12 protein-coding genes are annotated in these 13,340 nt (G+C 70.2%); 4 read left to right on the top strand and 8 right to left on the bottom strand.

Annotated features, from left to right (window positions below; genetic code table 11):
* The first annotated feature begins 56 nt into the window (after nt 1–56).
* Nucleotides 57–701 (top strand): DUF1345 domain-containing protein, encoded by a 645-nt coding sequence (locus tag ACIRJR_RS22595; protein WP_403783571.1) that lies wholly within the window; start codon nt 57–59, stop codon nt 699–701.
* Here the strand turns inward: ACIRJR_RS22595 and ACIRJR_RS22590 are convergent.
* The 6 genes from ACIRJR_RS22590 to ACIRJR_RS22565 all read right to left on the bottom strand — a co-directional run bounded on the left by ACIRJR_RS22590 (nt 691) and on the right by ACIRJR_RS22565 (nt 6,603).
* On the bottom strand, nt 691–3,000 hold the full coding sequence (locus tag ACIRJR_RS22590) for an FdhF/YdeP family oxidoreductase (protein ID WP_403783569.1): 2,310 nt from the start codon (nt 2,998–3,000) through the stop codon (nt 691–693). The genes ACIRJR_RS22595 and ACIRJR_RS22590 overlap by 11 nt on opposite strands.
* 40 nt (nt 3,001–3,040) lie before the next feature.
* A complete protein-coding gene (locus ACIRJR_RS22585; RefSeq protein ID WP_403783567.1) occupies nt 3,041–3,550 on the bottom strand; it encodes an SRPBCC family protein in 510 nt (169 codons plus the stop codon).
* Between the two features lie 205 nt (nt 3,551–3,755).
* Nucleotides 3,756–4,511, bottom strand: a complete 756-nt coding sequence (locus ACIRJR_RS22580; protein WP_403783565.1) for an anti-sigma factor domain-containing protein — start codon at nt 4,509–4,511, stop codon at nt 3,756–3,758.
* A complete protein-coding gene (locus ACIRJR_RS22575; RefSeq protein ID WP_403783563.1) occupies nt 4,508–5,092 on the bottom strand; it encodes a sigma-70 family RNA polymerase sigma factor in 585 nt (194 codons plus the stop codon). The genes ACIRJR_RS22580 and ACIRJR_RS22575 overlap by 4 nt, the downstream gene beginning before the upstream one ends.
* Nucleotides 5,093–5,227: 135 nt before the next feature.
* Complete coding sequence (locus ACIRJR_RS22570) at nt 5,228–5,695, bottom strand: ABA4-like family protein (protein WP_403783561.1); 468 nt, start codon at nt 5,693–5,695, stop codon at nt 5,228–5,230.
* A complete protein-coding gene (locus ACIRJR_RS22565; RefSeq protein ID WP_403783559.1) occupies nt 5,692–6,603 on the bottom strand; it encodes a hypothetical protein in 912 nt (303 codons plus the stop codon). The genes ACIRJR_RS22570 and ACIRJR_RS22565 overlap by 4 nt, the downstream gene beginning before the upstream one ends.
* A gap of 156 nt (nt 6,604–6,759) precedes the next feature.
* Here ACIRJR_RS22565 and ACIRJR_RS22560 point away from each other — a divergent pair, with 156 nt between their 5' ends.
* Nucleotides 6,760–7,425, top strand: a complete 666-nt coding sequence (locus ACIRJR_RS22560) for a MerR family transcriptional regulator (protein ID WP_403783557.1) — start codon at nt 6,760–6,762, stop codon at nt 7,423–7,425.
* Nucleotides 7,426–7,528: 103 nt separating this feature from the next.
* Here the strand turns inward: ACIRJR_RS22560 and ACIRJR_RS22555 are convergent, their stop codons facing one another.
* Both ACIRJR_RS22555 and ACIRJR_RS22550 read right to left on the bottom strand, forming a co-directional pair.
* Complete coding sequence (locus ACIRJR_RS22555) at nt 7,529–8,371, bottom strand: siderophore-interacting protein (RefSeq protein ID WP_403783555.1); 843 nt, start codon at nt 8,369–8,371, stop codon at nt 7,529–7,531.
* Nucleotides 8,372–8,437: 66 nt separating this feature from the next.
* Entirely contained in the window at nt 8,438–9,346 is a 909-nt protein-coding gene (locus ACIRJR_RS22550) for a 5'-3' exonuclease H3TH domain-containing protein (RefSeq protein ID WP_403783659.1), read from the bottom strand.
* A gap of 263 nt (nt 9,347–9,609) precedes the next feature.
* On the opposite strand from ACIRJR_RS22550, the gene ACIRJR_RS22545 reads away from it, so the two are divergent.
* Together ACIRJR_RS22545 and ACIRJR_RS22540 are read left to right on the top strand one after the other, a co-directional pair.
* On the top strand, nt 9,610–10,704 hold the full coding sequence (locus tag ACIRJR_RS22545; protein ID WP_403783553.1) for a glycine betaine/L-proline ABC transporter ATP-binding protein: 1,095 nt from the start codon (nt 9,610–9,612) through the stop codon (nt 10,702–10,704).
* The gene (locus ACIRJR_RS22540; RefSeq protein WP_403783551.1) at nt 10,697–13,330 is read left to right on the top strand and encodes an ABC transporter permease/substrate binding protein; all 2,634 of its coding nucleotides are present in this window, start codon (nt 10,697–10,699) and stop codon (nt 13,328–13,330) included. Before ACIRJR_RS22545 ends, ACIRJR_RS22540 begins: the two co-directional genes overlap by 8 nt.
* The last annotated feature ends 10 nt before the right edge of the window (nt 13,331–13,340 follow it).

The following is a 13,340-nucleotide window of genomic DNA, read 5'->3' as shown; positions in this document are numbered from 1 at the left end:
CCCGGGAGGCGCTCGGTGCCGGGCCGGTGGGCGGCCCCGGGGATACCCTCCGGCCCATGAGCAACTGGTCGCCGCTGGACGCCGTCCCCCGTCTCGTCCGTGCGGTGGGACTGGGAGTCGTGGTGGGTGTGGCCGTCGGATGGACGACCCAGGCGGCGCTGGGGGTGCTCGCCGGGATCGCCGCGACCCAGTTCGCCTTCGTCGTCGCGGGATGGGCGGTGCTCTGGCCGATGGACGCCGCCGCCACCCACCGCAACGCCCGCCGCGAGGACTTCAGACCCCTCATCGAGGAACTCGTGGTGGTGGCGGTCGCCCTGTGCGGCCTGCTGGCCATCGTGCTGCTGCTCCTGATCGGGGACGCCGACAAGGGCCACGCCGGGGCCGCCACCGCCCTCTTCGGCGTCTTCATGGCCTGGGCCGCGCTGCACCTGATGTACGCCACCCGCTACGCCTACGTGTACTACGACGAGGGGACGGAGGGAGCGGGCGGCATCGACTTCAACTCCCGCCGGCAGCCGGCGTACCTGGAGTTCTTCTACTTCAGCTACAACCTGGGCATGACCTACCAGGTGTCCGACACCGACGTCTCCAGTTCGACGATCCGGGCGATCGTGCTGCGCCACACCTTGCTGTCCTACGTGTTCGGGACCAGCATCCTCGCCACGGCCATCAACCTCGTCGCGAGCCTCGTCAGCGGATGACGCCCGCGCCGTCCCCCGTGGGTTCCAGCCGGACGATCATGCCCTTGGCCGTCGGCTGGTTGCTGGACTCGGCGACGCTGTCCAGCGGCAGCAGGACGTTGGTCTCGGGGTAGTAGGCGGCGGCGCAGCCGTGCGCCGTCGGATAGGGCACCACCGTGAAGTTCTCCGCGCGGCGGTCCGCGCCGCCCTCCCAGACACTCACCAGGTCGACGTTCTGCCCCGCCGCCAGTCCGAGCCGGGTGACGTCATCGGGGTTCACCAGGACCACCCGGCGGCTCCCGTGGATGCCCCGGTAGCGGTCGTTGTCCGTGTACGGGACGGTGTTCCACTGATCATGGGAACGCAGGCTCTGCAGCACGAGGTGCCCCTCGGGGGCGTCCAGCATCTCCCAGTCGTTGCAGGTGAACATGGCCTTGCCGGTGGCGGTGGCGTAGACGCCCTCGTTGACGGGGTTGGGCAGCCTGATGCCACCGGGACGGATCACCCGGCGGTTGAAGTCGTGCAGCCCGGGCACGATGCGGGCGATGCGGTTACGGATGGTGCCGTAGTCCGCCTCGAACTCCGCCCAGGGGATTCCCGCGCCGCCGTCGAGGGTCCGGGCAGCGAGGCGGCACAGGATGGCGACCTCGCTGAGCAGGACCTTGGACGCCGGCTCCAGGCGCCCGTGGGAGCTGTGCACCTCGCTCATCGAGTTCTCCACGGTGACGAACTGCTCGCCCGTCGCCTGGATGTCCCGCTCGGTGCGGCCCAGGGCCGGCAGGATCAGCGCGGTCCGTCCGCACACGGTGTGGGACCGGTTGAGCTTGGTGGACACGTGCGCGGTGAGACCGCACCGCCGCATGGCGTCCTCGGTGACGCCGCTGTCCGGAGCCGCCCGGACGAAGTTGCCGGCGACGCCGACGAACACCTTGACGCGGCCCTCGCGCATGGCCCTGATCGAGTTCACCGAATCGAGCCCGTGGGCGCGTGGCGGATCAAAGCCGAACTCCTCCCGCAGTGCGTCGAGGAAGGAGTCGGGCATCTGCTCCCACACGCCCATCGTCCGGTCGCCCTGGACGTTGCTGTGACCGCGTACCGGGCAGGCCCCCGCTCCGGCCTTGCCGAGATTCCCGCGCAGCAGCAGGAAGTTGACGATCTCCCTGATCGTGGGGACTCCGTGCCTGTGTTGCGTCACCCCCATCGCCCAGCAGACGATGACGCGCTCACTGCGCAGAACCTCGTCCCTGACCTTCTCGATCTCCTCGCGGGTCAGCGCGGTCGCCCTGAGAACGTCCTCCCACGCGACGGTCCGGGCGTGACGGGAGAACTCCTCGAAGCCGCTGGTGTCCGAGCGGATGAAATCCTGGTCGAGGACGCTGCCCGGCCTGGCGTCCTCCGCCTCCAGCAGCAGCCGGTTCAGGCCCTGGAACAGCGCGAGGTCGCCGCCGCTGCGGATCTGCAGGAACTGATCGGCGATCCGGACGCCGCGCCCGACGACCCCGCGCGGCTCCTGGGGGTTCTTGAACCGCAGGAGGCCGGCCTCCGGCAGCGCGTTCACCGCGATGACGCGGGCGCCGTTCCTCTTGGCCTCCTCCAGCGCCGAGAGCTGACGGGGGTGGTTCGTGCCGGGGTTCTGGCCCACGACGAGGATCAGGTCGGCGTGGTGGATGTCGTCGAGGCTGACCGTGCCCTTGCCGGTGCCCAGTGTCTCGTGCAGCGCGAAGCCGCTGGACTCATGGCACATGTTGCTGCAGTCGGGCAGGTTGTTGGTGCCGAGGACCCTGGCGAAGAGCTGGAGGAGGAAGGCGGCCTCGTTGCTGACCCGCCCCGAGGTGTAGAAGACCGCTTCGTCGGGCGAGTCCAGCGCCTTGAGCTCCTCGGCCAGCAGCCCCAGGGCGTCGTGCCAGCTGATCGGCTCGTAGTGGTCGGAGCCGGGCCGCTTGACCATCGGTTCGGTGAGCCTGCCCTGCTGATTGAGCCAGCGGTCGGACCGCCGGCCCAGTTCGGAGACCGTGTGCCGGCGGAAGAAGCCGGCCGTGACACGCCGCGACGTCGCCTCGTCGTTGATGTGCTTGGCGCCGTTCTCGCAGTACTCGTTGAGGTGACGGTGGCCGGGGGACGGATCGGCCCAGGCACACCCGGGGCAGTCGATTCCCCCCACCTGGTTCATCGTCAGCAACGTCAGCCCGGTCCGCCGGACCGACGTCTCCGCCAGGGAGTACTCCAGGGCGTGCGTCACGGCGGGAACCCCCGCCGCCCACTCCTTGGGCGGAGTCACGGTGAGCTGTTCGTCCGGCTCTTCGCGCGGGGCCTTCTTCATCGGGCGTGCCCTCTCGCTCTCTTGCTCTCGGACAGGCTCGTCAGCCGACGGGCCAGTGGGGGACCCGGCTCCTGGCCGGCTGCGGCTCCGTGGGCCGGACGTGGCCGTCGCGGATGGTCCCACGCCAGGCGCCGCCCTCCCGCCCCAGGCCCTCGATGAACTCCTTGAAGTGAGCGAGTTCGGTCCGCACCACACGTCGCACGAACCCCGGGGCGCGCGTGAGGAGGCCGTGAGGCCCGGCGCTGATGCGCACGGACACCTCGGTACGGCCCGAAGGCGTCTCACGGAACGTCACTTCGCCCCGGTGAGCGAGACGAGGGCCCAGGCTCCGCCACGTCATGAGGGAGTCGGGCCGCTGGTTCACGATCTCCGCGTCGAACTCGTGTCGCACGGGACCGAACCCGACCACCCAGCGGGTGAGATTGGGGCGGATCTGCTCGACCCTCTTCACGACGGTCGTGAACCGCGGGAAGCTCTTGAACTGAGTCCACTGGTTGTAGGCCGTACTCACCGGCACGGCTACTTCGATCGTCTCTTCGACGGTGCTCATGGCCCCACCTGTCCTCAGGCGCTGCGGGGATCGGAGTCGCTGCGCGACCCGCACCATGACCGGTGATCACAGGGGGCCGCGCCCTTCCCCACCCTGCATCAGCTCCTGGGGTGCCGCTACTCAGGAGAACGACGCGCTCCCCGGGCACGGCCTCGGTGGGAGGCCGCGCCCGGGGAGCGCGGGGGCAGCGTGGCGGGAGCGGGGCTCAGGCGTCCTTGAACTCCACCAGGGCCAGCGGTTCCGTGGTCGGCTGCTCGGAACCGCCCTCGGGCTCGACGGTGATGCCCATGCCGGAGGCGCCGTCCACGGGGCCGTCCATCAGCACCGCGTCATCGGTCGCTGACGGGTTCATCAGACCGGCGGGACGCATGGCGTCCCCGTCGTTGTACCAGAGCTCGTACACCTTGCCACTGGGCGGCCGGGTCAGGCCCGATGCCAGGAAGACCGCGCGGTTGACGCTCTTGGAGACCACCACCGTGCCCCGCGCGCCGTTCGCCAGGTCCGACGTGCTGGTCGTGGCGTCCGCAGCGGTCAGCACACGTGCCACCTGCTCGTTGTGCTGCTGCGCCTGCGCGGCCTCCTGCCGGGCGTCCTGCGCGACCTGGTTCTGCCACACGGCGACCCCGCCGAAGGCGGCGGCGGCGGCCACGCACGCGGCCAGCGCGTACGTCGACCAGCGACGGGCCCGGCCTGGGGCGGCCCCTGAGCGGGAGCCGCGCCCGGGGGGCGGCGGCTCCTGCCGTACGGTCGTGATGTCCCGCAGCACCCTGTCCCGCAGCGCGGGCGGCGGGGTGGCGGAGACGGCCAGCCCGAGGCGGGCGGCGGTGGCGGACAGCTCCCGTACCTCCTGGGTGCAGGCCTCGCACGCCCCCAGATGCCTCTCGAAGGAGAGGCGCTCGTCCTCCGGCAGCGCGTGCAGGGCGTAGGCCCCGGTCAGCGTGTGCAACTCGGCCGTGCTCATGCGCTCACCCCCAGGCAGTCACGCAGCCGGATGAGTCCGTCGCGCAGCCGTGTCTTGATGGTTCCCAAGGGGACGGACAGCAGCTCGCCGACCTCCCGGTAGGTCAGTCCGCGGTAGTACGCGAGCGTCACCGACTCCCGTTGGAGTTCCGAGAGCGTCCGCAGACAGCGCCGGACCTGCTCCCGCTCCAGCCGGCTCTCGACCTGCTCGGACACCTCGTCGAAGTCCGGCGTGTGATCGAGCAGCGCGGCCTTGTGCTCCCGCGCCGCGGTCGCCTCGGCGGACCGGACCCGGTCCACCGCGCGGTGGTGGGCGAGCGTCAGCACCCAGTTCATGGCGCTGCCGCGGGACGGCTGGTAGCGGGGAGCGGTGCGCCACACCTCGACCAGCACCTCCTGGGCGACCTCCTCCGACTGGGCCGGGTCGCGGAGCACGCTCCGTACCAGGCCGATGACCGGCCCGCTGACGTGGTCGTACACCCGGGTGAAGGCGTCCTGGTCACCACGGGCGACCTGGACGAGCAGGTCCTCCAGGCCGGGGCCCGGGGAAGGGACCCCACTGATCTGTACGGCTTCTCTCACGCGGACGGTCCTCCCGGAGCACGCATCGGTTTCCTGGATGATTCGGAGCCGGCGCCCTGGTGGATTGGTCGAAGGTCCTGCGGATCGTCGAGCAGATCGTCGAGTCGGCGGTCCCGCGGCCCGCGGAGCGGCCGGCTACCGGTCCGGCGGGCCGGAACCCGTGTGCGTGGGTCCAACCGTTCGGGACCTGGATCCTACGGCCGCGCGGAGGACGAGGAGGACCACGAGTCCGAGCGGGGAGAGCAGGACCGTCAGCACCAGCAGCGGTCCCGTCACCAGCGGGGAGAGCCCCAGTCTGCGCGCTTCCAGGAACATCCACTGGCCCAGCAGGAGGTCCCACGCGATGATCTGCGCCCAGACCGCTCCGGCACCGTTCGCCAGCGCCGTCAGTTCGCGGAACGTGTCGATGTCGGGGCTGCTCACCGCGGCCCACAGCTCCGGGAACACCGGGGCGGCCATCACCGCCCAGAGGGTGAGTACCGGCAGGACGGTCAGGGGCGAGGCGGCCACCCGTGCGGTGGGGGCCCACCCCGGAGCGAGGATCATGAGCAGCCAGAACGGGGCGGCCGCCATAAAAGTGATCTCGAAGAGCGCACCGGTCATGACACGAGCTCCGCGTCCGCCGCACCGGCCGGGGCGGCGGGGGCGCCCGGGCGCAGTGCCACGAGGACTCCGGCGGCCGTGAGGGCGGCGATCAGGCCCGCGGCGGTGAGCGTCGCACCGTCGGGACGGACCAGCGCCTGGCCGCGCAGCGCCTGCCAGGTCACCAGTGCGACGACCGCGGCATAGGCGCCGGAGGTGACGATCACCAGGCGCAGACGTACACGGGGGTCGCGCAGCCGGGTGATCCGGGGCGCGAGGAACACCAGGGCCAGGAGGAACAGCGGGAGCACCTGCAGGGCGTGCATGCCGATGAAGTGCGGGACGCGCAGGTCGCCGCCCGTCGTCGACCAGCCGGTGAGAGCCATCGAGGGCCCGCCGTCCGGTACGCCGACCGCGTGGGCACCGACCACGTCGGCGGTGTCGAGACCGCCCGCCGCCATCTGCCCGGCGGAGGGCCGCGTCATCAGGAAGCCGAGCCCGGCGCCCACCAGGGCGATCAGGATCCCGGACCGCACCGCCCAGGCGGAGGCGCGGTCGGCGATCCGTGTCCGGAGCAGGAGGAGTGCGATGGCCAGGGTTCCCGCCCAGAGGATCACGACGGTGGCTGCCATGACGTCGTAGAGCGTCGAGTCGAACGGCGTCGCCTGGTTGAAGTGGCTCCGCTTCCCCCTGATCACCTGAGCGGTGATGACCGCCATCTCCCCGGCACACGCGAGGGCGACGACGGTGCCGGCCCACAGGCCCGCGCGCCTGCCGCGGGTCAGGAGCGTCAGCATCCAGGCGAGGGCGCCCGCGTAGACCACGAACGAGACGGCGAACTTGAACGGCTTGGCCCAGATCGGCGCGCCCGCGAGGACCCGGTCGTCAACCAGGACCCCCACCGCTCCGACGACGGACATCACGATCATCGAGGCGGCGAAGAGGACTAACGGCCGGTGCCACGTACGCCAGGACTGCATGAGGATCCCCCTTGTAAATATGGATAGTGGTGCTGTCCGCTATCCGATAGGGGGACTATCTATGATGGGGGTCGGCTTGGCAAGCTCCTGGAGGGTGAACACGCAGTGCGCATCGGTGAACTGAGTCGGAGGTCCGGTGTTCCGGTTCCGACGATCAAGTACTACGTACGAGAGGGGCTGCTGCCCGCGGGCGAGCTGACCAGCCCGAACCAGGCGCGCTACGGCGACGGCCACGAGCGCAGGCTGCGGCTGATCAGGGCCCTCCTGGACGTCGGAGGGCTGTCGCTGTCCGCCATCGCGGAGGTCCTGACGGCGGTCGACGACCCCGGACAGCCGGTGCACGAGGTGCTCGGCGTGGCGGCCAACCGCATCACGCCCACGGAGGCCGCGGAGTCCGGGGACGCGGGGCCCGAGTCGGCCGAGGCGCGCGAGGAGGTCGCCGCGCTGCTGGCGCGGCGCGGCTGGCGGGTGGACGAGGGCAACGCGGCGGCACAGGCCCTGGCGGGCGTGCTGGCGGCGCTGCACAGGGCGGGCCACGGTGGATTCGTCGAGCTGCTCGACGTCTACGCGGACGCGGCGGAGCCCGTCGCCCACGCCGACATCGACTACGTGCGGCGGCGGGTGGCCCGCGAGGACCTGGTGGAGAGCGTCGTCGTCGGCACCGTGCTCGGGGAGGCCATGCTGGGCGCCCTGCGGCGGCTCGCCCACGTGGACGCCTCCGCCCGCGCGTACGGCGACGGGGAGGGGGCTGCGGGGGCCGGCGGGCGGTGAGCCGCCCGCCGTCGACCCGCGCCCATCCGCGGTGAGGCAGGACGGAGCCCGGCCGCTGTCCGAGGACCGCGACCGGGTTCTTCACGGGGGGTGCGGGGGACGATCAGCCGGCGCTCTCCTGCTCGCGCTCCACCTGCTCGTTCCACTCGCGCTTGACCGCGCGCCACGCGTCGTCGTTCTGGCCGAGGCGCCAGTAACCCGAGATCGACAGCTGCCCAAGAGGGATGCCGCGCTCCAGCCGGAGGTGGCGCCGGATCTCCTTCACGAAGCCCGCCTCGCCGTGGACGAAGGCCTGCACCTCGCCCTCGGGGAACTCCAGCGCGCTCACCGCCGCGACGAGGGACTCTCCGACGGGGCGGTCACCGCGGTGCAGCCAGGTCACCGAGACGCCGTCCGGCGCCACGAGCTTCTGCTCCTCCGAGGCGTCCGGCACCTCCACGAAGGCGTGCACCCGCGCGCCCTGGGGCATGTGCTCCAGCGAGGCGGCGATCGCGGGCAGCGCGCTCTCGTCGCCCACCAGCAGGTGCCAGTCCGCCGAGGCCTCGGGGGCGTAACCGCCGCCCGGCCCCAGGAAGGTCACCTGGTCGCCGCGCTGCGCCCGCGCCGCCCAGGGGCCGGCCAGGCCCTCGTCGCCGTGCACGACGAAATCGATCGCGAGTTCACCGGCACCGGGGTCCCAGGAGCGGACCGTGTACGTGCGGGTGGTGGGCCACAGCTCGCGCGGGTACTCCTCGCGAATCGCCGCCATGTCGAAGGGGTGGGCGTAGTCCGCGCCCTCGGGTGCGAAGCACAGCTTGACGTAGTGGTCGGTGTACCCCGCGAGCGTGAAGCCGGCCAGGCCCTCGCCGCCGAGGACCACGCGAACCATGTGCGGGGTGATCTGCTCGGTGCGCAGGACCTGCGCTCCCTGCGCCTGCGGTGTCCGGCGTTGCGGCCGCTCTGCCACGGGGTTCTCCCCTGCTCTCGACTCGGGTGACGTACCAATAACTTAGGATTGCCTAAGTTAGCACCTTCACGCCTGGAGTGTGACGAGAAGGCGCTGCAGGGCGTTCCCCAGGCCCCACCGTGTGGCGAGGGCCTCCAGGGCCGCCGGGTCGCGGGGTTCGCGCGGGAGCGCGGGATCGAACTCCGGCAGGGGTACGTCCCCTGCGACACGGACGACCTTCGGGGCGACCGCGACGTAGTCCCGCGCCTCGTCCAGCCGCTTGCGCTGCGACGGGGTCAGCCGGGCCGCGGGATCGTCCACCGCGGCCATGATCCCGGCCAGATCGCCGTAGGCGTCCAGCAGCTTCGCCGCCGTCTTCTCGCCGATGCCCGGCACCCCCGGCAGCCCGTCGCTCGGGTCGCCGCGCAGCAGGGCCAGATCGACGTACCCGCCGCCGTCCACGCCGTACTTCCCGCGGAGCCAGGCCTCGTCGGTCACCTGGAGCGTCCCCACTCCCTTCAGCGGGTAGAGCACCCGCACCGCGCGGGAGTCGTCGACCAGCTGGTAGAGGTCGCGGTCCCCGGTCACGATGTCCACGGGGCCGGTGGCACGCCCGGTCAGGGTGCCGATCACGTCGTCCGCCTCGTAGGGGGCCACGCCCACCCGGGCGATGCCGAGGGCGTCCAGCACCTCCTCGATCACCGGGACCTGCGGCGAGAGGGTGTCGGGGATCTCCTCCTCGTCGGGGATCCCGGCGGTGGTCTCGACGGCCACCCGGTGCGCCTTGTAGGTCGGGATCAGGTCGACCCGCCACTGCGGCCGCCAGTCGGCGTCCATGCAGGCCACCAGGTCGTCCGGCCGGTGGTCCTGCACGAGCCGGGCGATGAAGTCGAGCAGTCCGCGCACGGCGTTGACCGGCGTGCCGTCCGGTGCGCGCACCGAGTCGGGGACGCCGAAGTAGGCGCGGAAGTAGAGGGAGGCGGTGTCGAGGAGCATCAGGCGTCGCGTCACACCCCCGATGATGCCGCACCCCTCCGACACCCACGCGGGGTGGAGCGGGTGGTTCCCGGAATGGCGAATTCATACAAGTGAACTGGGTCACACGCGTGTTTGGGTTGTGTAAGTGAGGGCAGGCGCGGCACTGGAGCGGATCACGTCCATTTTTCAACGATGCGCGTGTTCTGCGGGCCGAATCCGCGCCGCTCCACGGTCTGCCGGCGGGGGTGGCAGACCGTTTCGGTTCAACGCGTGAGGTGTATGTGTCAAGGCTGCAAGCGGAGCACCTGTACAAGGTGTTCGGCAGACGACCCGATCAAGCCGTGCGGAAGCTCGAGGGCGGTACCCATCGCGACGAGCTGCGCGCCGACGGAACGACCGCAGCGGTGATCGACGCCTCGTTCACCGTGGAACCGGGCCAGATCTTCGTCGTCATGGGACTCTCCGGATCCGGCAAGTCCACATTGCTGCGGATGCTCAACGGCCTGCTGGAGCCCACCGCCGGCCGGGTGCTGTTCGACGGTCAGGACCTGACCGCGCTCAGCCCCCGCGAGCTGCGCAGTGTCCGCTCGACCAAGATCAGCATGGTCTTCCAGCACTTCGCGCTCTTCCCTCACCGGAGTGTGCTCGAGAACGCCGCCTACGGCCTGGAGGTCCAGGGTGTGCCGCGGGCCGCGCGTGAGGCGCGCGCCGCGGAGGCCCTGGAGATGACCGGACTCGCCGGCTGGGAGAAGTCCTGGCCCGACGAGCTGTCCGGCGGCATGCAGCAGCGTGTGGGCCTGGCCCGCGCGCTCGCCACCGACGCCGACCTGCTGCTGATGGACGAGTCCTTCAGCGCGCTCGACCCGCTGATCCGCCGCGACATGCAGGACCAGCTGCTCGAACTGCAGAAGCGGCTGAAGAAGACGATCGTCTTCATCACCCACGACCTCAACGAGGCCATGCGCCTCGGCGACCGCATCGCTGTGATGCGTGACGGCGAGATCGTGCAGCAGGGCACCGCCGAGGACATCCTCGTCAGGCCGTCCAACGACTACGTCGCGTCCTTCATCCAGGACGTCGACCGCTCCCGGGTGCTCACGGCCGGCTCGATCATGGAGACGCCCGCTCCGGGCCGCTCCCACGAAGACCTGCTGTCGGAAGCACCCGCGACGGTGACCTCGGAGACCCCGATAGCCGAGCTCTTCACCCCTTGCTCCACCAGCGGCGCGGACGTCGCCGTCACAGGTGAGGACGGCGCCGTCATCGGCGTCGTGCCGCGGGAGAGGCTCCTGGCCGCCCTCGGCGAGGAACCGCAGGTCCACCAGCAGGTACCGGAACAGCGCGAGGTCAAGAAGGAGGCGATCGCCGGTGCCTAGGCTCTCCTTCGGTTCATGGGTCGAGGACGCCGTCGACTGGCTCCAGTCGAACCTGACCTGGATCTTCGACCTCATCAAGACCGTCCTCGGTGGCATGTACGACGGCGTCAACGCCGTGCTCAGCGGCGGTGAGCCGCTCCTGATGGCCGGGATCTTCGCCGTCATCGCGTTCTGGCTGCGCGGCGTGATCCCCGCGGCGGCCACCTTCGTGGGCTTCGCGCTCATCGACTCCCTCGCCCTCTGGGACGAGGCGATGGCCACCCTCTCGCTGGTCGTCGTGGCAGCGGTCATCACCATCGTGATCGCGGTGCCCACGGGTATCTGGGCGGCGCGCAACAACCGCGTCAGCTCCGCGCTGCGGCCGGTGCTCGACGTCATGCAGACGATGCCCGCCTTCGTCTACCTGATCCCCGGCGTCATGTTCTTCGGCGTCGGCGTCACCCCCGGCGTCATCGCCACGATCGTCTTCGCGATGCCGCCCGGCGTCCGGATGACCGAACTCGGCATCCGCCAGGTGGACAGTGAGCTGGTCGAGGCTGCCGAGGCCTTCGGCACCACGCCGAAGCACACCCTCACCCGTGTGCAGCTGCCGCTCGCGCTCCCGACGATCATGGCCGGAATCAACCAGGTCATCATGCTGGCGCTCTCCATGGTCGTCATCGGCGGCATGGCCGGTGCCGGCGGCCTCGGTGAGAAGGTCTACGCCGCGATCACCCAGCTCCAGGTCGGCCTCGCCGCCGAGAGCGGGATCGCCGTCGTCATCCTCGCCATGTACCTGGACCGGATGACCGGTGCGCTGAACGAGCGGGTCTCCCCGCTCGGCCGCCGCGCGGCCGCCAAGGTGGCCGCCGGTGCGCGGAAGCTGAAGTTCGCGCACTACAAGCCCGGAACCGCCGTCGCGATGACCGGTGTCATCGTCCTCGCGCTCGTCGCGGGCGGACTCAACATCGCGGGTTCCTCGGACTCGGAGGCCTCGCAGGCCGGCGGCAGCACGAACGTCGGCAAGGGCCAGAAGATCAACATGGGGTACATCCCCTGGGACGAGGGCATCGCGTCCACGTTCCTGTGGAAGGAGATCCTGGAGCAGCGCGGTTTCGAGACGGGCATGACCCAGCTCGACGCCGGCCCGCTCTACTCCGGTGTCGCCCGCGGTGACATCGACTTCCAGACCGACTCCTGGCTGCCCACCACGCACAAGGACTACTGGGACAAGTACAGCGACCAGCTGGACGACATGGGCGCCTGGTACGGGCCGACGTCGCTGGAGCTGACGGTTCCCTCGTACGTCAAGGGCATCGACTCGCTCGAGGACCTCAAGGGCCAGGGCAAGAAGTTCGACGGCAAGATCATCGGCATCGAGTCGAGCGCCGGGATGATGGGCACGCTCAACAAGAAGGTGCTCAAGGAGTACGGCCTGGAGGGTGAGTACAAGGTCGTCTCCTCCTCCACCTCCTCGATGCTCGCCGAGCTGAACGCCTCCATCAAGAAGAAGGAGCCGGTCGTGGTGACCCTGTGGTCGCCGCACTGGGCCTACGGCAAGCACGACCTGAAGAAGCTCAAGGACCCGAAGGGTGCCTGGGGCAAGGGCGAAGAGGTCCACACCGTCGCGCACAAGGGCTTCGCGAAGAAGTCGCCCGCCGTCGCCAAGTGGCTCAAGGACTTCAAGCTCACCGAGAAGCAGCTCACCAGCCTCGAGAACGAGATCCAGAACGCCGGCCAGGGCAAGGAGCAGGACGGCGTCCGCGCCTGGCTGAAGAAGAACCCGGGCCTCGTGGACAAGCTGGCACCGGTGCCGGGCGGCGCCGGCGGCACGCAGCAGGGCAAGGACGCGGGGAAGACCGTCAACATGGGGTACTTCCCGTGGGACGAGGCCATCGCCAGCACCTACCTGTGGCAGAACATGCTGGAGGACCGGGGCTACAGGACGACGGTCAAGCAGCTCGACCCGGGCCCGCTCTACACCGGCATCGCCCAGGGTCAGCTCGACGTCCAGTTCGACTCGTGGCTGCCTACGACGCACAAGGACTACTGGAACCAGTACAAGGAGAATCTCACCGATCTCGGTTCCTGGTACGGGCCGACGTCGCTGGAGCTGACGGTTCCCTCGTACGTCAAGGGCATCGACTCGCTCGAGGACCTCAAGGGCCAGGGCAAGAAGTTCGACGGCAAGATCATCGGCATCGAGTCGAGCGCCGGGATGATGGGCACGCTCAACAAGAAGGTGCTCAAGGAGTACGGCCTGGAGGGTGAGTACAAGGTCGTCTCCTCCTCCACCTCCTCGATGCTCGCCGAGCTGAACCGGTCGATCAAGAAGAAGGAGCCGGTCGTGGTGACCCTGTGGTCGCCGCACTGGGCCTACGGCAAGCACGACCTGAAGAAGCTCAAGGACCCGAAGGGTGCCTGGGGCAAGGGCGACGAGATCCACACGGTCGCCAAGAAGGACTTCGCCAAGGACTTCCCGGAGCTGACCGGCTGGCTGAAGGACTTCAAGCTCACCGAGGCGCAGCTGGCCTCGCTCGAGGTGGAGATGCAGAAGGGCGGCGCCGGCAAGGAGAAGGAGTCCGCCCGCCGCTGGATGGACGCCAACCCGGACGTGGTCGACAAGCTGGCGGCCGTCGGCAGCTGATCCACGCCCT

Origin of the sequence: Streptomyces sp. NPDC102402, from assembly GCF_044765765.1 — a bacterium.
Lineage (GTDB): Bacteria > Actinomycetota > Actinomycetes > Streptomycetales > Streptomycetaceae > Streptomyces.
Note: the sequence above shows the minus strand (reverse complement) of the source record. Positions and strands in the feature narration are given on the sequence as shown.

Bases quoted from the DNA above. Each gene is read 5' to 3' on its own strand.
- ACIRJR_RS22595 (WP_403783571.1), top strand. From the start codon at position 57: ATGAGCAACTGGTCGCCGCTGGACGCCGTCCCCCGTCTCGTCCGTGCG.
- ACIRJR_RS22590 (WP_403783569.1), bottom strand. From the start codon at position 3,000: ATGAAGAAGGCCCCGCGCGAAGAGCCGGACGAACAGCTCACCGTGACT.
- ACIRJR_RS22585 (WP_403783567.1), bottom strand. From the start codon at position 3,550: ATGAGCACCGTCGAAGAGACGATCGAAGTAGCCGTGCCGGTGAGTACG.
- ACIRJR_RS22580 (WP_403783565.1), bottom strand. From the start codon at position 4,511: ATGAGCACGGCCGAGTTGCACACGCTGACCGGGGCCTACGCCCTGCAC.
- ACIRJR_RS22570 (WP_403783561.1), bottom strand. From the start codon at position 5,695: ATGACCGGTGCGCTCTTCGAGATCACTTTTATGGCGGCCGCCCCGTTC.
- ACIRJR_RS22565 (WP_403783559.1), bottom strand. From the start codon at position 6,603: ATGATCGTGATGTCCGTCGTCGGAGCGGTGGGGGTCCTGGTTGACGAC.
- ACIRJR_RS22550 (WP_403783659.1), bottom strand. From the start codon at position 9,346: ATGCTCCTCGACACCGCCTCCCTCTACTTCCGCGCCTACTTCGGCGTC.